Origin of the sequence: Burkholderia sp. AcTa6-5 (assembly GCF_017815075.1) — a bacterium.
GTDB classification, from domain to species: Bacteria; Pseudomonadota; Gammaproteobacteria; order Burkholderiales; family Burkholderiaceae; genus Burkholderia; species Burkholderia sola.
The window spans coordinates 48,727-66,047 of the sequence record NZ_JAGIQE010000006.1; the positions used below are offsets into that span (position 1 = coordinate 48,727).

Genomic DNA, 17,321 nt, shown 5'->3' on the forward strand with positions numbered 1-17,321 from the left:
CGCGCGCCGGCCGACGGACGTAATCAGCGCATGCCGGGCATCATGCCTTTCAGGCCGCGCATCATCTTCTGCATGTTGCCGCCCTTCAGCTTCTTCATCATCGTACGCATCTGGTCGTACTGGTTCAGCATCCGGTTGACTTCCTGCACCGGCACGCCCGCGCCGGCCGCAATGCGGCGCTTGCGCGTCGCCTTGATGATTTCGGGTTTCGCGCGCTCGGCGGGCGTCATCGAGCTGATGATGCCTTCCATCCGGCGGATCGACTTCTCGGCCTGGCTCATGTCGGCGCCGGCCGCCGCCTGCTGGAATTGCGCGGGGAGTTTGTCCATCAGCGACGACAAACCGCCCATGTTCTTCATCTGCGAGATCTGCGCGCGGAAATCGTTCAGGTCGAAATCGCCGCCTTTCTTGACCTTGTCGGCGAGCTTCTGCGCGGCCTGGACATCGACGCCGCGCTGCGCTTCCTCGACGAGCGCGAGGATGTCGCCCATGCCGAGGATCCGGTTCGCCATCCGGTCGGGGTGGAACACCTCGAGGCCGTCGAGCTTCTCGGCGACGCCGACGAACTTGATCGGCTTGCCCGTGACGTGACGCACCGACAGCGCGGCGCCGCCGCGCGAGTCGCCGTCGAGCTTGGTCAGCACGACGCCGGTGAGCGGCAGCGTGTCGTTGAACGCCTTCGCGGTGTTGACGGCATCCTGGCCGAGCATCGCGTCGACGACGAACAGCGTTTCGGCCGGCTTCAGCGCACCGTGCAGCGCGGCGATTTCCTGCATCATCGCCTCGTCGATGCCGAGGCGGCCGGCCGTGTCGACGAGCAGCACGTCATGGTAGTGGCGCTTCGCCCAGTCGACGGCCGCGAGCGCGATGTCGACGGGCTTCTGGTCCGGCGTGGACGGGAAGAAGTCGGCGCCGACCTGCTCGGTCACCGTTTTCAGCTGCATGATCGCGGCCGGCCGATACACGTCGCACGACACCGTGAGCACCTTCTTCTTGTACTTCTCGCGCAGCAGCTTCGCGAGCTTGCCGACGGTCGTGGTCTTGCCCGCGCCCTGCAGGCCGGCCATCAGGATCACGGCGGGCGGTGTGACCGCGAGGTTCAGCTCGGCGGCCTTGCCTTCGTAGTCGCCGCCGATCACGGCGGTCAGTTCCTTCTGGACCACGCCGACGAGCGCCTGGCCCGGCGACAGGCTGCTGATCACTTCTTCGCCGAGCGCCTTTTCCTTGACCTTGGCGATGAATTCGCGGACGACCGGCAGCGACACGTCGGCTTCCAGCAGCGCGAGACGCACCTCGCGGAGCATCTCCTGCGTGTTCGCCTCGGTGAGCCGGGCCTCGCCGCGCAGCGTCTTGACGACGCGCGCCATCCGTTGAGTGAGATTGTCGAGCATGGGGAGCGATGGACAGTGGGGCCCGAAGGCGCGGCGGAACCGAACAAAGGGAGCCGTCGCGGGAAGGGGGCCTAGTGTAAACTTCGAACATGGATATTGTACTGTATGCCCTCACCGCATTCCTGTACGGCGGCCTCGCCGTCGCAGGCTGGCGCACGCATCGCCAGGGCGCGACGCCGCTCGTCGCGAGCGTGCCGGCCGTGCCGGTCCCTGCATCGGCCGCGTCCGGGATGAGCGGGGCCGGTCGCGCGCTGCTGTTCGCCGCGCTGCTCGCGCACGGCGTGCTGCTCCACATGACGATCTTTCCGAACGACGCGATGGTGTTCGGCTTCGCGTTCGCGCTGTCCGCGATGTTCTGGCTCGGCGCCGGCATCTACTGGATCGAGAGCTTCTTCTTCCCGCTCGACAGCCTGCGCCTGCTGGTGCTGCCGCTCGCGTGCGGCGCGTCGCTGCTGCCGCTCGTGTTCGGCGGCGTGCGGGTGCTGCCTTATGCCGCAGCGCCGCTGTTCAAGCTGCATTTCCTGATCGCGAACATCGCGTACGGCCTTTTCGCGATCGCCGCGCTGCACGCGATCCTGATGCTGATGGTCGAGCGGCGCCTGCAGTCGCTGCGGCACGGCGGGCGCGACGGCTCGACCGGCTGGATCGCGAGCTGGCTCGAAACGCTGCCGCCGCTGCTCACGCTCGAGAAGCTGCTGTTCCGCCTGATCGGCGCCGGCTTCGTGCTGCTGACGCTGACGCTCGCGTCGGGCATCCTGTTCAGCGAACAGGTCGACGCGCGCGCGTTGCGGCTCGACCACAAGACGGTGTTCGCGATCCTGTCGTGGCTGATGTTCGGCGGCCTGCTGGTCGCCCGCAAGACGTCGGGCTGGCGCGGCCGCGGCGCCGCGCGCTGGGTGCTCGTGTCGTTCGCCGCGCTGCTGCTCGCGTATGTCGGCAGCCGATTCGTGTTCGAGGTGCTGCTGCACCGCTCCGTGGTTTGACCGCAGGTTTCCGATGCGACAGATTCTTCTCCTGATCCTTCTCTTCTTCGCCGGTTCTTGGCTCGCGCGCAAGCTGCGCCACGCGCAGGAACAGGCGCAGGCGCGCACCGGCCGCGGCGCCGGTTACGACGGCGCGCCTGGTGCCGGTGCCGGTGGTGGCGCCGCGCGCCCGAACGGCGACGCGCGGTCGCTGCCCGAGCCGATGGTGCGTTGCGCCGAATGCGGCGTGCACGCGCCGAAGGGCGACGCCGTCGCCGCGAGCGGCGAATACTTCTGCAGCGCCGAGCATGCGCAGCGCCACGCCACGCGCGTGAACGGCCGCGACGCGCGATGAGCGACGCGCCGGTGTTGTCGGTCGACGCGAACGGCTGGGTGCGCGAAGCGCGCCATGCGCCGTCGCCGAACTTCGAGGCGCGGCCCGCGGGTGCGGCGCCGACGCTCGTGGTCGTCCACAACATCAGCCTGCCGCCCGGCGAATTCGGCGGCGACGCGATCGAGGCGCTGTTCCTGAATCGCCTCGACTGCGATGCGCACCCCTATTACCAGCGCCACCTGCGCGGCGTGCGCGTGTCCGCCCATTTCCTGATCCGCCGCGGCGGCGAACTCGTGCAGTTCGTGTCGTGCGACGAGCGCGCGTGGCACGCGGGCTCGTCCGAGTTCTTCGGCCGCACCCGCTGCAACGATTTCTCGATCGGCATCGAGCTCGAAGGCGCGGACGACGTCCCGTTCGACGATGCGCAATACGCGGTGCTCGCCGCGCTCTCCCGCGCGCTCGCCGCGCACTATCCGGTCGACGCGTTCGCGGGTCACTCGGACGTCGCGCCGGGCCGCAAGACCGACCCGGGCCCGCACTTCGATTGGCAACGCTTCGCGAGCGATGCCGGTTTTTCCGCCGAATACTTTCCTTTCCGTCAGCACTGATCGCGGGGTTTTTTGAGCGGAGAAAGTTTTTTCTCCGACCAATGCCTTGCCGTGTCTGCGCGCGAGCGATGTCAAGACCTTCGCCGCAAATTATCCGTTTGGACGTCCTCCGAATGTCCACTATACTTGGTGCCAGTTGAGCAGTTCTGTACTAGATATAGTGTGTGTCGCAGGGGAAAACCCGAGCGGCACCGGCCGGCGGGCAACGTCGGCGGACAGGGTTCTCACGGCGGCGCGTCAGGCCGGGCGGTCCGGGCGTCGCGACCAGCGCAGCGAACATCGACGGGGCAGGGTACACATGACGAAGCACACGACCGGCTGGGTTGTCGCGCATCGACCGAACCGGCTTCCCCGGCGCATCGCTCGCCTCTTACCGCTCGCGCACCGCATTGCGCAGCGTTCGTTTTAATCCGCGGTTCTCTCCGCACCATCCAACACCAGGAGCTTTGCACATGCAAACCACCGACAACGCGACGTCCCAGTACGAGAGCGCCTCGAGCCGTCCGCTCGGCGGGACCGAACAGGGCGCGAAGGCGCTCGCGCCGCAGGCCACGTTCGCCGACTACAAGGTGATCCGCCGCAACGGCAGCGTGGTGTCGTTCGAACCTTCGAAGATCGCGATCGCGGTGACCAAGGCTTTCCTGGCCGTCAATGGCGGGCAGGGCGCGGCATCGGCGCGCGTGCGCGAGCAGGTCGAACAACTGACGCACAACGTCGTTCGCGCGCTCGTGCGCAGCCGCCCGAACGGCGGTACGTTCCATATCGAAGACATCCAGGACCAGGTCGAACTCGCGCTGATGCGCGGCGGCGAGCACAACGTCGCGCGTGCGTACGTGCTGTATCGCGAGAAGCGTCACCTCGAGCGCCAGCATGCGGGCGAGGAAGCGGCGGCAGCGGGCGGCGAGTCGACCACCGGCATCAACGTCGTCGACAACGGCGTCACGCGCCCGCTCGACCTGAACGCGCTGCGCGCGCTGATCGTGTCGGCGTGCGACGGCCTCGGCGCTGCGGTTAACCCTGACCCGATCGTCGCGGAGACGGTGAAGAACCTGTACGACGGCGTGCCGATGAGCCAGGTCTACGACTCGGCGATCCTCGCGGCGCGCACGATGATCGAAAAGGACCCGGCGTACAGCCAGGTCACGGCCCGCATCCTGCTGCACACGATCCGTCGCGAGATTCTCGGCGAGGAAGTCGTGCAGGCCGAGATGTCGACCCGCTACGCCGAATACTTCCCGCAGTTCCTGAAGCGCGGCGTCGACGCCGGCCTGCTCGACGACAAGCTGCTGCAGTTCGACCTGAAGCGCCTCGGCGAAGCGCTCGACGCGAACCGCGACCTGCAGTTCGGCTACCTCGGCCTGCAGACGCTGTACGACCGCTACTTCCTGCACGTCGAAGGCACCCGCATCGAAATGCCGCAGGCATTCTTCATGCGCGTCGCGATGGGCCTGTCGCTGAACGAGATCGACCGCGAAACGCGCGCGATCGAGTTCTACAACGTGCTGTCGAGCTTCGACTTCATGAGCTCGACGCCGACGCTGTTCAACTCGGGCACGCACCGCTCGCAGCTGTCGTCGTGCTACCTGACGACGGTCGCGGACGATCTCGACGGCATCTACGAAGCGCTGAAGGAAAACGCGCTGCTGTCGAAGTTCGCCGGCGGCCTCGGCAACGACTGGACGCGCGTGCGCGCCCTCGGCTCGCATATCAAGGGCACGAACGGCAAGTCGCAAGGCGTGGTGCCGTTCCTGAAGGTCGTGAACGACACGGCCGTCGCGGTGAACCAGGGCGGCAAGCGCAAGGGCGCGGTCTGCGCGTACCTCGAATCGTGGCACCTCGACATCGAGGAGTTCCTGGAGTTGCGCAAGAACACCGGTGACGACCGTCGCCGTACGCACGACATGAACACGGCGAACTGGATTCCCGACCTGTTCATGAAGCGCGTGATGGAAGGCGCCGACTGGACGCTGTTCTCGCCGTCGACCTGCCCGGACCTGCACGACAAGTTCGGCGCCGAATTCGAGAAGGCTTACACGGCTTACGAAGACAAGGTCGCGCGCGGCGAGATCAAGCTGTTCAAGAAGATCCCGGCGCAGCAGCTGTGGCGCAAGATGCTCGGCATGCTGTTCGAGACGGGCCACCCGTGGATCACGTTCAAGGATCCGTGCAACGTGCGCTCGCCGCAGCAGCACGTCGGCGTCGTCCATTCGTCGAACCTGTGCACGGAAATCACGCTGAATACGAGCGACACCGAAATCGCGGTGTGCAACCTGGGCTCGGTGAACCTCGTCGCCCACCTGGTGAAGCAGGCCGACGGCAGCTACGCGCTCGACCACGACAAGCTCAAGCGCACGATCAGCGTCGCGATGCGCATGCTCGACAACGTGATCGACATCAACTACTACGCGGTGCCGAAGGCGCGTAACTCGAACCTGAAGCACCGCCCGGTCGGCATGGGCATCATGGGCTTCCAGGACTGCCTGCACCTGCTGCGCACGCCGTACGCGTCGCAAGAGGCGGTCGAGTTCGCCGACCGTTCGATGGAAGCCGTCTGCTACTACGCGTACTACGCGTCGACCGAGCTGGCCGAAGAGCGCGGCCGCTACTCGAGCTACCGCGGCTCGCTGTGGGATCGCGGCATCCTCCCGCAGGACACGCTGAAGCTGCTGACGGAGGCGCGCGGCGGCTACGTCGAGGTCGACACGTCGGAATCGCTCGACTGGACGACGCTGCGTTCGCGGATCGCCGCGCACGGCATGCGCAACTCGAACTGCGTCGCGATCGCGCCGACGGCGACGATCTCGAACATCATCGGCGTGTCGGCCTGTATCGAGCCGACCTTCCAGAACCTGTACGTGAAGTCGAACCTGTCGGGCGAATTCACGGTGGTGAACGAGTACCTCGTCCGCGATCTGAAGGAACGCGGCCTGTGGGACGAAGTGATGGTCGCCGACCTGAAGTATTTCGACGGCATGCTGTCGCGCATCGACCGCATCCCGGCCGACCTGCGCGCGATCTACGCGACCGCGTTCGAGGTCGACCCGACGTGGCTGGTCGAAGCGGCATCGCGTCGCCAGAAGTGGATCGACCAGGCGCAGTCGCTGAACATCTACATGGGCGGCGCGTCGGGCAAGAAGCTCGACGAGACCTACAAGCTCGCATGGCTGCGCGGCCTGAAGACGACCTACTACCTCCGCACGATGGCGGCGACGCACGTCGAGAAGTCGACGGTCGCACACGGCGCGCTGAACGCAGTGCCGACGGGCGGTGCGGGTGGCGGCTCGAGCAGCGGCGGCGCGCAAGGCGCGGCGGGCGGCTTCGGTGCGGCGGGCGGCGGTGCGTCGTCGGGCGCGGTCAACGCGGCGCCGGCACTCGCGCCGGTCGAAGCGGATGGTCCGGTGTGCACGATGCGTCCGGGCGACCCCGGCTTCGACGAGTGCGAAGCGTGCCAGTAACGCAGTGCGCCTGACCTGAGAAGCAGGCCTGCGCGGCGCACACGACGACCGATCGAGGTTGAAGTGTGCGCCGCGCTCAACTAAAAAAATGATAAGGAATCTGTAACGCGACACCTGCGTTGCAGGCAATGACAAGCGATCGAAACATCTCCGACGGCGTCGCGTTTCGATCGGCGTTCGATGCGTCGAGCGCACCTCGCGATACACGCGCGACTCACATCGCGCGCTGCATGAACGACGATGCGTTGCTCAAAGTGTTGTATCGAGGTCGCAACGCGAATCGAAAAAAGGATTTTTCGTGAGCGAACCCTTTTATCGCTCAGGAAAAGATGGTACAAACCGTTCTAAATTGATGGTGAGAATTTATGCTCAACTGGGATGACGAGAAGACTGCCGTAACCCCCGCGAGCGGAGCGCAGCAAAACGCGATGCGCACCTCCGCCGGGATGGCTGTCGGAATGCAGGCTGCAACGCCTGCCGCCCATCAGGTCCGCGACATTTTCGAAGGCGATCTTGCGGTGCCGCCGCAAGCATCGGCTGTTCCCGCCGGCGGGTCGGAAGCGCGGGTCAATGTCGCCGACAAGCGCATCATCAACGGCCAGACTGACGTCAATCAGCTGGTGCCGTTCAAGTACAAGTGGGCGTGGGAAAAGTATCTGGCCGGTTGCGCGAACCACTGGATGCCGCAGGAAATCAACATGTCCCGCGACATCGCACTGTGGAAGGACCCGAACGGTCTGACCGAGGACGAGCGCCGCATCGTGAAGCGCAACCTCGGCTTCTTCGTGACGGCCGATTCGCTCGCGGCGAACAACATCGTGCTCGGCACGTACCGCCACATCACGGCGCCGGAGTGCCGGCAGTTCCTGCTGCGCCAGGCGTTCGAGGAAGCGATCCACACGCACGCGTACCAATACATCGTCGAATCGCTCGGCCTCGACGAAGGCGAGATCTTCAACGCGTATCACGAGGTCACGTCGATCCGCGCGAAGGACGAATTCCTGATCCCGTTCATTCATACGCTGACGGACCCGGCCTTCAAGACCGGCACGCTCGAAGCGGATCAGAAGCTGCTGAAGTCGCTGATCGTGTTCGCCTGCATCATGGAAGGCCTGTTCTTCTATGTCGGGTTTACGCAGATCCTCGCACTCGGCCGCCAGAACAAGATGACGGGTGCTGCAGAGCAATACCAGTACATCCTGCGTGACGAGTCGATGCACTGCAACTTCGGCATCGACCTGATCAACCAGATCAAGCTCGAGAACCCGCATCTGTGGACCGCGGAATTCCGCGCCGAGATCCGCGAGCTGTTCAAGCAGGCTGTCGAACTCGAATACCGCTACGCCGAGGACACGATGCCGCGCGGCGTGCTGGGTTTGAACGCGTCGATGTTCAAGAGCTATCTGCGCTTCATCAGCAACCGCCGTTGCCAGCAGATCGGCCTCGACCCGCTGTATCCGAACGAGGAAAACCCGTTCCCGTGGATGAGCGAGATGATCGACCTGAAGAAGGAACGCAACTTCTTCGAGACGCGTGTGATCGAGTATCAGACGGGGGGCGCGCTGTCCTGGGAATAACCCGCAGCAGCGAACCCGTTACATGATGGAGCAGCCGGTGGCCTCTCGGCCCTGGCCCAAGGTTTAGGAGCAAGAACGCCTGATGCAAAGCATGCCCGGTGCCTTAACGGCCCAACGATACGACAGGCACTTTGCGAACCCTTCAGTGGGATGGGCAAACTTCCCTCCGGAAAAAGCGGACGGCCGTGTGGCGGTCCGCTTGATCAAGCGATTAGGGGTAGCGGCGCGAGGTGCGCCGGCTACCGACTTGATTTGGCGTGCGAGGCCATGGGGTCACGCGCGCCATACCGTATTCATTAGCGTAAGCGCGCGGTATCTGCGTACGCCGATGAATAGCCCGCTTCGAAGCGCACGTCCTGAACAGCGTCCGCGGGAAGCGGGTTTTGACGAAGGGTGTAGTTTGAACTGACTCTCATCTGAACCTGAAGGAGAACAACATGGCTACTGCCAAGAAGAAACCGGCTGCTAAGAAGGTTGCTGCCAAGAAGACCGTTGCGAAGAAGGCTGCTGCGCCGGCGAAGAAGGCCGCAGTGAAGAAGGTTGCTGCGAAGAAGGTCGCGGTGAAGAAGGTTGCCGCGAAGAAGGCAGCACCGGCGAAGAAGGCCGCTGCAAAGAAGGTCGCTGCAAAGAAGGTCGCAACGAAGAAGGTTGCAGCCAAGAAGGTCGCAGCGAAGAAGGCGGCACCGGCCAAGAAGGCCGCTGCGAAGAAGGTTGCAGCCAAGAAAGTCGCAGTGAAGAAGGTTGCTGCGAAGAAGGCGGCACCGGCGAAGAAGGCTGCCGCCAAGAAGGCCGCACCGGCGAAGAAGGCTGCTGCGAAGAAGGCTGCGCCGGCGAAGAAGGCTGCTGCCAAGAAGGCCGCGCCTGCGAAGAAGGCTGCCGCGAAGAAGGCTGCGCCCGCCAAGAAGGCTGCCCCTGCGAAGACGGCTGCCGCACCGGCGAAGAAGGCTGCTGCGCCGAAGAAGGCCGTCGTGAAGAAGGCTGCGCCGGCAACGACCGCGTCGACCGCATCGGTTGCGCCGGCATCGGGCGTGAAGACCGCGCTCAACCCGGCAGCGGCATGGCCGTTCCCGACCGGCAGCCGTCCGTAATCGCGGCTGAGCAGCATCACCCGGACACTCACGTGGTGTCCGTGGGTTGAGTAGCGCTACTCAATCAGTCCCGCCATCTGGCTCAGGTGGCGGGATTTTTTTCGTCCGTATGGGTCGTCGATCGGCCGGCCGACGCGAACGTGGACGAAAGCGCATGGACGAAAAAAAACGCATGCGCGGCTTCGCACATGCGTTCGACCGCGGCTTGCGCCGCGTGCTGAGGATACCGGTTAGTGCGTGACGCGCGTGACGCCGCCGCTCGACAGCAGGCGTACGCGCTCGCCGGCGCGGAACGCTTCGCCGCTGGCTGCCTGCGTGATCGAGCGCAGATCGCCGTTGTCGAGGCGCACGGTAATTTCGACACCGTTCGCCGTGCTGAGGTTTTCGCCGACCGCGTTACCCGCGACCGCGCCGACGAGGCCGCCGGCGATCGCCGTCAGGATCGAGCCTTTGCCGCCGCCGATCGCGCTGCCCGCGACCGCGCCGAGCGCGCCGCCGCCGAGCGTGCCGATCGCGCTGCCGCCGCCGTCGGACTGGATGCGCACCGCACGGACGCTTTCGACCGTGCCCATGCGGACCGTCTGTTCGCGCTGCGCCTGGCCGACGCTATAGACATCCGCCGAACCGGGTGCCGTGAAGCAGCCGGCGAGAGTCAGCGTGGCCGCCAGCATGGCCGCGAGCGTGAGGGTTTTTTTCGTCAACATCTTTGCTCTCCCACAATATTCATTTGAGACTGTAACCGAACGCAGTCTCGAAGCGTGCGTCGATTTCGGCGCGCGTCAGGTCGTAAGTCTGGGGCCCTTGATGGGCGATCTTGACGGAGCCCATCAGGCTCGCGAGGCGGCCGGTGGTTGCCCAGTCGAGGCCGTGCTCGATGCCGTACAGCAGGCCGCCCCGGAAGGCGTCGCCGCAGCCGGTCGGATCGGCGATGCGCTCGGCCGGCACGACCGGAATCTGCTCCGCACCCTGCTTGTGGCGGATGGTCGCGCCGTGCTCGCCACGCGTGATGACGAGCGCGTCGACCCGGCTGGCGATTTCATCTTCGGACCATCCCGTCTTGTCGCTCACCAGCTTGGCCTCGTAGTCGTTGACCGCGACATAGGTCGCAAGTTCAATGCTGCGGCGCAGCGTCGCACCGTCGAACAGCGGCAGGCCCTGGCCCGGATCGAACACGAACGGCACACCGGCCTTGGCGAGCTCTTCCACGTGCTGGACCATCCCGTCGAAGCCGTCCGGGCCGACGATCGCGAGCTTGATGTCCGGCGCGTCGCCCGCGTGGTTCAGGTGCGACTGCATCATCGCGCCCGGGTGGAACGCGGTGATCTGGTTGTTGTCGAGATCGGTCGTGATCATTGCTTGCGCGGTGTACGTATCGGGTAGCACGCGAACGTGATCGCGGCGCAGGCCGAGCTGGTCGAACCGATCGAGATACGGCTGCGCGTCGAACGCGCCCATCGTGGCCATGATGCGCGCATCGCCGCCGAGCAGGTGCAGCGCGTAGGCGATGTTGCCCGCGCAGCCGCCGAATTCGCGGCGCATCGTCGGCACGAGGAAGCTCAGGTTGATGAGGTGCACCTGGTCGGGCAGGATGTGCTCGCGGAACCGCCCTTCGAAGGTCATGATGGAGTCGTAGGCGATCGAGCCGCAAATCAGCGTAGCCAAGGTGTGCGTTCCTGTAGAAATGAGGGGCCCTGCGCGACAACGCCGCGCGAAGGGCGCGGCGCGGCAGGGGAAAGCGGAAGAAAGCTTACTTCAGTGCGGCGAGCGCTGCATCGTAGTTCGGCTCGTCCTTGATTTCGCCGACGAGTTCCGCGTGGATCACCTTGTCCTGTGCGTCGAGCACGACCACCGCGCGCGCGGTCAGGCCGTTCAGCGGGCCGCTCGTCACGTCGACGCCGTAGGCGTTCGCGAACGCGCGGCCGGTGCGGAACGTCGATGCCGTCACGACGTTCGCGAGGCCTTCGGTCGTGCAGAAGCGCGTGGCGGCGAACGGCAGGTCGGCGGACACGACGATCACGACCGTGTTGTCGAGCGACGACGCGGCTTCGTTGAACTTGCGGGTCGACGTCGCGCAGGTCGGCGTGTCGAGGCTCGGCACGATGTTCAGCACCTTGCGCTTGCCGGCGAAGCTGGCGAGCGTCAGATCGGCGAGATCCTTGCCGACCAGCTTGAAATCGGCGGCTTGCGCGCCGACGGCCGGGAACGTGCCGGCGAGATCGATCGGGTTGCCACCCAGCGTAACTTTGCTCATGTTCGTGCTCCGAAATAGCGCGCCGCTCGGGCGCGCGGGTTGAGACGGGCGCGCAAGCGCGCCGCGGCGCGTCACGGATAGAAGATCTGGACGCGGAAATTCGAGGCGGGCGTGCCGTTCGTTTCGAGGCGGACGACCATCGTCTGCGTCGTGCCGGGCGGCAGCCCGGCGTCGATCGGCGTGCCCGGGCGCACGTAGTCGCGCGGCGCGAGCACGCGGCGCACGGTGACGTGATTGGTGTCGTCGAGCAGCGTGAGCTCGAGCGACGGGTATGCGAGCGCGACGCGGTAGCGGTTCGTCAGCGGCACCTTCAGTTCGAGCTCGCGCGGGCCGTCGAGCTGGCGCAGGTCGGTCGGGTCGAGCCGCAGCCCGTCGATCGCGCGCGGCGGCGTGACCGTGCAGCCGAGCGGCGCGCACGCCTGCCGGAACCAGCCCTGCGTGACGGGCCAGTAGATCATCAGCGTCTCGCGCTGCCACCACGCCAGTTGCGCGACGAGCAGCCCGACCAGCGCGGCCGCGACGAGGCCGCCGAAAAAGCCGCCGAGCATCCCGTGTCGCTGCGGCGCGCGCGTCTCGCGCGTGACGGCGAAGTGCGGGCGATCGTCGTCGGTCAGGGCGGCGGGGAAGGGGGCGACCGGCTGGGCGTCGGGCTGGGCCGGCGGTTGGGTGACCGTCCGGGCGACCGGTTCATCGGCTGCCGCCGCCGTCGACGCGTTGTCGTGCCGGGTGAAGGTGCCGGGTTCCGATGCGGTCTCGGCTTCGGTGAAGGCCGGTGCGGGCGTGAACGCGAAACGGGGTTCGCGTGGCGCGCGTTCGTCGTCCGGCGCCACGAAGTGCGCGGGGACGACGGGTTCGATCGGCGCGGGTTCGACCGGTCCGGCGGCGGTTTCCGTGTCGGACGGAACGTGAGCGACGAAGCGGGGCTCGCGCGGATCGCGCTCGACGGGCGCGGTGGGTACGGGCGACGGCGCGGCTTCTTCGGTTTCGTGCGGTTCGTGCCGCGTCTGCGGCGAATGCGGTTCGGCCGGTTGCTCGACGGCAGCCGAAGCATCGAGCTCGGCTGGCGACGACGCGAACGGCTCGGGCGTACCCGACAGGTGGACGACGCCCGCTTCCGTGGACGGCAGCGCGAGCGGTATCAACGGCTCGGTTCGCACGGTCTCGACGCTGTGCTGCAGCGACGGATCGACGCCGGCGTCGAGCCACGGCGCCCACATGTCCCAGCCTTCCGGCTTGTAATCGGCGCCGGTCGGCAATTCGGGCGGCGCGTCGGCGGTGAACAGCCGGGCCGGGGTGGCCTGCGGATGTGCGTCGCCGCCGTGCGGCGCGGCAGCCGGTTCGGTCAATACCGGCTCGGGCTGCGGCGCGTACTCGGGGACGAGCGATTCGGCGGCGTTGAAGACTTCGTGGCAATGGCCGCAGCGCACGAGCCCCTGATGCAGCGAGAGCTGTTCCTGCTGCAGCCGGAAGACGGTTTCGCAATGAGGGCAGCGCGTCGCAAGAAGCATGTCGAGCCGGGCGGCCTGCTGGCCAGAGTGAAGGACAGCGCTATTCTAATGGCTTTCGCGGCGCGTTCCGGCAAGGCATACCCAGCCTTCGTGTTCGCGCCAGACCGAAATGTCGACGTAGCGCGCATAAACGGCCGCGACTTCGTCCGCCTGGCGCGCGAGCACGCCCGACAGCGCGATGCGCCCGCCCGGCTTGACCTTCGATGCGAGCATCGACGCCATCAGCTTCAGCGGATTCGACAGGATGTTCGCGACGACGATGTCGAATTCGCCGTCCGGGCACGCATCGGGCAGCCCGTACGTAACTTCCGCCCGGTTGCGTTCGCTGTTCTGGCGCGCCGATTCGACTGCCTGCGGATCGATGTCGATGCCGATCACGGGGTTCGCCCCGCATTTCTTCGCGAGGATCGCGAGAATGCCCGAGCCGCAGCCGTAGTCGAGCACCGACTGACCGGGCTTCACCGACTGCTCGAGCCACTCCATGCACAGACGGGTCGTCGGATGGCTGCCGGTGCCGAATGCGAGGCCGGGGTCGAGCTCGAGGACGAGCGCATCGGGATCGGGCGCGTCGTGCCACGACGGCACGACCCAGATCCGCTCGCCGATCGGAATCGGCTCGAACTGCGACTGCGTGAGCCGCACCCAGTCCTGCTCCTCGACTTCGCGCACGACGAACTGGGGCGTCTCGGCGAGGCCGATCTCGTTCGCGGCCGCCGCGAGCAGCACGGCCGGCTCGTGATCGGTCGACAGCAGCGCGACCACGCGCGAGTGCTGCCACGCGGTGCGATCGGGCACGAGGCCCGGCTCGCCGAAGAGCGGCTGTTCGTCGGGCGTGTCGGCGTCGGCGTCCTCGACGGACACCGACAGCGCGCCGAGATCGAGCAGTGCGTCGGACAGGGCCTCCGCATGCTCGCGGGCCAGTTCGACGACGAGTTCGCGATAACTCATGCTTACGCTTCTTCCGGTGCGACCTGCTGCTTCTGCGCGAGCCGGTTTTCGAGGTAATGGATGCTGGTGCCGCCTTCGACGAACTTCGCGTCGATCATCAGCTCGCGGTGCAGCGGGATGTTGGTCTGGATGCCTTCGACGACCATTTCCGACAGCGCGATGCGCATCCGGCGGATCGCCTGCTCGCGTGTCGCGCCGTAGGTGATCAGCTTGCCGATCATCGAATCATAGTTCGGCGGCACGAAATAGCCATTGTAGGCGTGCGAATCGACGCGCACGCCGGGGCCGCCCGGCGTATGCCACGACGTGATCCGGCCCGGCGAAGGCGTGAACTTGAACGGATCTTCGGCGTTGATCCGGCATTCGATCGCATGTCCGCGGAACTGGATGTCGCGCTGGCGCAGCGTGAGCTTCTCGCCGGCCGCGATGCGGATCTGTTCCTGCACGATGTCGACGCCGGTGATCAGTTCCGATACCGGGTGCTCGACCTGCACGCGCGTGTTCATCTCGATGAAGTAGAACTCGCCGTTTTCGTACAGGAATTCGAACGTGCCCGCGCCGAGGTAGCCCATCTTCTTGCATGCGTCCGCGCAGCGATCGCCGATGCGGTCGATCAGGCGGCGCGGAATGCCGGGCGCAGGCGCTTCCTCGATCACCTTCTGGTGGCGGCGCTGCATCGAGCAGTCGCGCTCGCCGAGCCAGATCGCGTTCTTGTGCGCGTCCGACAGCACCTGGATCTCGATATGGCGCGGGTTCTCGAGAAACTTCTCCATGTACACCTGCGGGTTGCCGAACGCACGGCCGGCTTCCTCGCGGGTCATGTTGACCGCGTTGACGAGCGCGGCTTCGGTGTGCACGACGCGCATCCCGCGCCCGCCGCCGCCACCCGCCGCCTTGATGATGACCGGATAGCCGATCGCGCGCGCAATCTTGACGATCTCCTTCGGATCGTCCGGCAACGCGCCTTCCGAGCCCGGCACGCACGGCACGCCGGTCTTGATCATCGTCTGCTTCGCGGTGACCTTGTCGCCCATCATGCGGATCGTTTCCGGGCGCGGGCCGATGAACGTGAAGCCCGACTGCTCGACGCGCTCCGCGAAATCGGCGTTCTCGGACAGGAAGCCGTAGCCGGGGTGGATCGCCTCGGCGTCGGTGACTTCCGCGGCGCTGATCAGCGCCGGCATGTTCAGGTAGCTCAGGTTCGACGGGGCCGGGCCGATACAGACGGCTTCGTCGGCGAGGCGCACGTACTTGGCTTCCTTGTCGGCTTCCGAGTACACGACCACCGTCTTGACGCCGAGTTCGCGGCACGCGCGCTGGATGCGCAGCGCGATTTCACCGCGGTTGGCAATGAGGATTTTTTCAAACATAGCGAGTATTCGTCTCTTCGAGGGGCGCGCGAACGGCGCCTGGCGAGCATCTCGGCGGCGCGCGGCCGGCAGGGCCGCGCGGCGGGCTTAGCCGATCACGAAAAGCGGCTGGCCGTATTCGACGGCCTGGCCGTTCTCGACGAGGATTTCCTTGATCACGCCGGCCTTGTCCGACTCGATCTCGTTGAGCAGCTTCATCGCTTCGATGATGCAGATCGTCTGGCCTTCCTTGACCGTGTCGCCGGCCTGCACGAACGGGTCGGCGCCCGGCGACGGCGCGCGATAGAACGTGCCGACCATCGGCGACGTCACGACGTGTCCCTGCGGGACGGCCGGTGCGGCGGCTGCGCCGGCGGCCGGCGCCGCGCCGTCGGTCGGCAGCGCGGCCGACGGAGCCGGCGCGCTGACTTGCGGGGCATACCCAGCCGTCGGCTGCACGTAGACCGGCGGCGCGTTCTTGACGATGCGCACCTTGCCTTCGCCTTCCGTCACTTCCAGCTCGGAGATGCCGGATTCGGAAACGAGGTCGATCAGAGTTTTCAGCTTACGAAGATCCATCGGGAATTCCCCTTTCAATACGTGAAAGCGCCGGTGAGGGGCCGGCGCTGAATCTAGATCGCGAAATCAGCCGCGCGACGCGCCTTGCAGCTTGTCCAGCGCGTACTCGAGCGCGTACAGATAACCTTTCCAGCCGAGCCCGCAGATCACGCCTTCGGCCTGGTCGGAAAAGTAGGAGTGGTGCCTGAACGCTTCGCGGCGATGCACGTTCGACAAGTGAACCTCGACGAACGGGATGCCGACACCGGCGATCGCGTCCCGGATCGCAACGCTCGTGTGCGTATACGCGGCCGGATTGATCAGGATGAAATCGGTCTGTTCCTCCCGCGCGGCCTGGATGCGGTCGACCAGCGCGCCTTCATGGTTGCTCTGGAACGACGACAGTTCGGCGCCGGCTTCCCGGGCGCGCGCGGCAAGCGCCTGATCGATCTGCGCGAGCGTGACGCGGCCGTACACCTCCGGTTCCCGGGTGCCGAGAAGGTTCAGGTTGGGGCCGTGCAACACCAGCAATCGTGTCATGGTCGCTTCTATTTCTGCGGAATTGCGCGAACTTTAGCGCTATTTAGAGAAATTTGTCTAGTTTTGCCGAACGGCCAGGCGCGCCGGACCTGCAAGAATTACCGGCGCGGGCGCAAAGTGTCCGCGAATTCACGCGAAATTGCCGCGATCGACCTGCAAATCGCCGCCAACGTGCGGGCTGCCGTTCGGACCGATTACAGTGCGTCGAGCGTCTTTTTCAGCTCGGCCGGTTGGATTTGTCCCAATTTTGTCTCGCGAATCTTGCCGGTTTCGTCGATGACGACGGTAAACGGCAGCGCGCCGGCGGTATTTCCGAAATTTCGGGCCAGATCGGCGCCTGCGTAGCCGCTGACGAAGACTGGATAGTCGACCTTCACCTTCTGCAGGAAGTTCTTCACGTTCTGCCCGGAATCGACGCCGATTCCGACGAAACGGATGCCTTTCTGCTTGTACTGATGTGACAGCGCGACGAGCTCGGGCATTTCCTCGACGCATGGGCCGCACCACGATGCCCAGAAGTTGACCACAACCTTCTGGCCCTTGAAGGAAGCGAGCGACGCCGGCTTGCCGTCGACGCCGGTCAGCGACGACGCCCACAGCTGGTCGACCGGATTGCCGTGGGCGGCCGGCGCGGCGACGGCGACACCGTCGTCGGCGCTGCCGCCGCGGAACCAGTGGCCGGCGGCGAAACCGCCGGCAACGGCGGCGGCCGCGACCACCGCGAGCGCCAACATGCGTTTCATCATCATCGT

At 66.0% G+C, this 17,321-nt stretch carries 17 protein-coding genes; 7 read left to right on the forward strand and 10 right to left on the reverse strand.

Annotated elements, in window-relative coordinates; translation table 11 throughout:
• Positions 1 to 23: 23 nt before the first annotated feature.
• Positions 24 to 1,391, reverse strand: coding sequence for a signal recognition particle protein (gene ffh / locus J8I33_RS10310; protein WP_209935300.1), 1,368 nt, complete (start codon positions 1,389 to 1,391; stop codon positions 24 to 26).
• An 89-nt stretch (positions 1,392 to 1,480) separates the two neighbouring features.
• Here ffh and ccsA point away from each other — a divergent pair, with 89 nt between their 5' ends.
• The 7 genes from ccsA to J8I33_RS10345 all read left to right on the forward strand — a co-directional run bounded on the left by ccsA (position 1,481) and on the right by J8I33_RS10345 (position 9,415).
• Positions 1,481 to 2,374 carry a cytochrome c biogenesis protein CcsA gene (gene ccsA / locus J8I33_RS10315; RefSeq protein WP_050013879.1) on the forward strand — a complete coding sequence of 298 codons (894 nt, stop codon included), beginning with the start codon at positions 1,481 to 1,483 and terminating at the stop codon, positions 2,372 to 2,374.
• A 13-nt stretch (positions 2,375 to 2,387) separates the two neighbouring features.
• Positions 2,388 to 2,708, forward strand: coding sequence for a PP0621 family protein (locus tag J8I33_RS10320; RefSeq protein ID WP_124556627.1), 321 nt, complete (start codon positions 2,388 to 2,390; stop codon positions 2,706 to 2,708).
• Entirely contained in the window at positions 2,705 to 3,295 is a 591-nt protein-coding gene (ampD, locus tag J8I33_RS10325; RefSeq protein WP_050013877.1) for a 1,6-anhydro-N-acetylmuramyl-L-alanine amidase AmpD, read from the forward strand. The genes J8I33_RS10320 and ampD overlap by 4 nt, the downstream gene beginning before the upstream one ends.
• 452 nt (positions 3,296 to 3,747) lie before the next feature.
• Positions 3,748 to 6,750, forward strand: a complete 3,003-nt coding sequence (locus J8I33_RS10330; RefSeq protein ID WP_050013876.1) for a ribonucleoside-diphosphate reductase subunit alpha — start codon at positions 3,748 to 3,750, stop codon at positions 6,748 to 6,750.
• Positions 6,751 to 7,115: 365 nt separating this feature from the next.
• Positions 7,116 to 8,327 carry a ribonucleotide-diphosphate reductase subunit beta gene (locus J8I33_RS10335; protein WP_014898151.1) on the forward strand — a complete coding sequence of 404 codons (1,212 nt, stop codon included), beginning with the start codon at positions 7,116 to 7,118 and terminating at the stop codon, positions 8,325 to 8,327.
• An 82-nt stretch (positions 8,328 to 8,409) separates the two neighbouring features.
• Entirely contained in the window at positions 8,410 to 8,736 is a 327-nt protein-coding gene (locus J8I33_RS10340) for a hypothetical protein (protein WP_080334256.1), read from the forward strand.
• 28 nt (positions 8,737 to 8,764) lie between these two features.
• Positions 8,765 to 9,415, forward strand: coding sequence for a histone H1-like DNA-binding protein (locus J8I33_RS10345; RefSeq protein WP_089488157.1), 651 nt, complete (start codon positions 8,765 to 8,767; stop codon positions 9,413 to 9,415).
• Positions 9,416 to 9,645: 230 nt separating this feature from the next.
• On the opposite strand, the gene J8I33_RS10350 is transcribed toward J8I33_RS10345, so the two are convergent.
• The 9 genes from J8I33_RS10350 to J8I33_RS10390 all read right to left on the reverse strand — a co-directional run bounded on the left by J8I33_RS10350 (position 9,646) and on the right by J8I33_RS10390 (position 17,318).
• Entirely contained in the window at positions 9,646 to 10,119 is a 474-nt protein-coding gene (locus J8I33_RS10350) for a glycine zipper 2TM domain-containing protein (RefSeq protein ID WP_176015582.1), read from the reverse strand.
• Between the two features lie 19 nt (positions 10,120 to 10,138).
• A complete protein-coding gene (locus tag J8I33_RS10355) occupies positions 10,139 to 11,077 on the reverse strand; it encodes a carbohydrate kinase family protein (RefSeq protein WP_176015581.1) in 939 nt (312 codons plus the stop codon).
• An 85-nt stretch (positions 11,078 to 11,162) separates the two neighbouring features.
• Positions 11,163 to 11,666, reverse strand: coding sequence for a thiol peroxidase (gene tpx / locus J8I33_RS10360; protein WP_050013872.1), 504 nt, complete (start codon positions 11,664 to 11,666; stop codon positions 11,163 to 11,165).
• Between the two features lie 71 nt (positions 11,667 to 11,737).
• On the reverse strand, positions 11,738 to 13,174 hold the full coding sequence (locus tag J8I33_RS10365; RefSeq protein ID WP_209935312.1) for a DUF3426 domain-containing protein: 1,437 nt from the start codon (positions 13,172 to 13,174) through the stop codon (positions 11,738 to 11,740).
• A 45-nt stretch (positions 13,175 to 13,219) separates the two neighbouring features.
• A complete protein-coding gene (gene prmA / locus J8I33_RS10370; RefSeq protein ID WP_209925724.1) occupies positions 13,220 to 14,122 on the reverse strand; it encodes a 50S ribosomal protein L11 methyltransferase in 903 nt (300 codons plus the stop codon).
• Between the two features lie 2 nt (positions 14,123 to 14,124).
• A complete protein-coding gene (accC, locus tag J8I33_RS10375; protein WP_050013869.1) occupies positions 14,125 to 15,492 on the reverse strand; it encodes an acetyl-CoA carboxylase biotin carboxylase subunit in 1,368 nt (455 codons plus the stop codon).
• An 87-nt stretch (positions 15,493 to 15,579) separates the two neighbouring features.
• The gene (gene accB, locus J8I33_RS10380; protein ID WP_050013868.1) at positions 15,580 to 16,050 is read right to left on the reverse strand and encodes an acetyl-CoA carboxylase biotin carboxyl carrier protein; all 471 of its coding nucleotides are present in this window, start codon (positions 16,048 to 16,050) and stop codon (positions 15,580 to 15,582) included.
• A 66-nt stretch (positions 16,051 to 16,116) separates the two neighbouring features.
• Entirely contained in the window at positions 16,117 to 16,569 is a 453-nt protein-coding gene (aroQ, locus tag J8I33_RS10385; protein ID WP_027783493.1) for a type II 3-dehydroquinate dehydratase, read from the reverse strand.
• A gap of 194 nt (positions 16,570 to 16,763) precedes the next feature.
• Positions 16,764 to 17,318 (reverse strand): TlpA disulfide reductase family protein, encoded by a 555-nt coding sequence (locus tag J8I33_RS10390; protein ID WP_176015579.1) that lies wholly within the window; start codon positions 17,316 to 17,318, stop codon positions 16,764 to 16,766.
• Positions 17,319 to 17,321: the final 3 nt, after the last annotated feature.

What these genes read in the sequence shown, in the direction of transcription:
- J8I33_RS10335 (WP_014898151.1), top strand. Translation starts at nt 7,116, where the DNA reads ATGCTCAACTGGGATGACGAGAAGACTGCCGTAACCCCCGCGAGCGGA.
- J8I33_RS10350 (WP_176015582.1), bottom strand. Translation starts at nt 10,119, where the DNA reads ATGTTGACGAAAAAAACCCTCACGCTCGCGGCCATGCTGGCGGCCACG.
- prmA (WP_209925724.1), bottom strand. Translation starts at nt 14,122, where the DNA reads ATGAGTTATCGCGAACTCGTCGTCGAACTGGCCCGCGAGCATGCGGAG.
- ffh (WP_209935300.1), bottom strand. Translation starts at nt 1,391, where the DNA reads ATGCTCGACAATCTCACTCAACGGATGGCGCGCGTCGTCAAGACGCTG.
- tpx (WP_050013872.1), bottom strand. Translation starts at nt 11,666, where the DNA reads ATGAGCAAAGTTACGCTGGGTGGCAACCCGATCGATCTCGCCGGCACG.
- accC (WP_050013869.1), bottom strand. Translation starts at nt 15,492, where the DNA reads ATGTTTGAAAAAATCCTCATTGCCAACCGCGGTGAAATCGCGCTGCGC.
- J8I33_RS10320 (WP_124556627.1), top strand. Translation starts at nt 2,388, where the DNA reads ATGCGACAGATTCTTCTCCTGATCCTTCTCTTCTTCGCCGGTTCTTGG.
- ccsA (WP_050013879.1), top strand. Translation starts at nt 1,481, where the DNA reads ATGGATATTGTACTGTATGCCCTCACCGCATTCCTGTACGGCGGCCTC.
- J8I33_RS10345 (WP_089488157.1), top strand. Translation starts at nt 8,765, where the DNA reads ATGGCTACTGCCAAGAAGAAACCGGCTGCTAAGAAGGTTGCTGCCAAG.
- J8I33_RS10365 (WP_209935312.1), bottom strand. Translation starts at nt 13,174, where the DNA reads ATGCTTCTTGCGACGCGCTGCCCTCATTGCGAAACCGTCTTCCGGCTG.
- J8I33_RS10330 (WP_050013876.1), top strand. Translation starts at nt 3,748, where the DNA reads ATGCAAACCACCGACAACGCGACGTCCCAGTACGAGAGCGCCTCGAGC.
- J8I33_RS10340 (WP_080334256.1), top strand. Translation starts at nt 8,410, where the DNA reads ATGCAAAGCATGCCCGGTGCCTTAACGGCCCAACGATACGACAGGCAC.
- accB (WP_050013868.1), bottom strand. Translation starts at nt 16,050, where the DNA reads ATGGATCTTCGTAAGCTGAAAACTCTGATCGACCTCGTTTCCGAATCC.
- ampD (WP_050013877.1), top strand. Translation starts at nt 2,705, where the DNA reads ATGAGCGACGCGCCGGTGTTGTCGGTCGACGCGAACGGCTGGGTGCGC.
- aroQ (WP_027783493.1), bottom strand. Translation starts at nt 16,569, where the DNA reads ATGACACGATTGCTGGTGTTGCACGGCCCCAACCTGAACCTTCTCGGC.
- J8I33_RS10390 (WP_176015579.1), bottom strand. Translation starts at nt 17,318, where the DNA reads ATGATGATGAAACGCATGTTGGCGCTCGCGGTGGTCGCGGCCGCCGCC.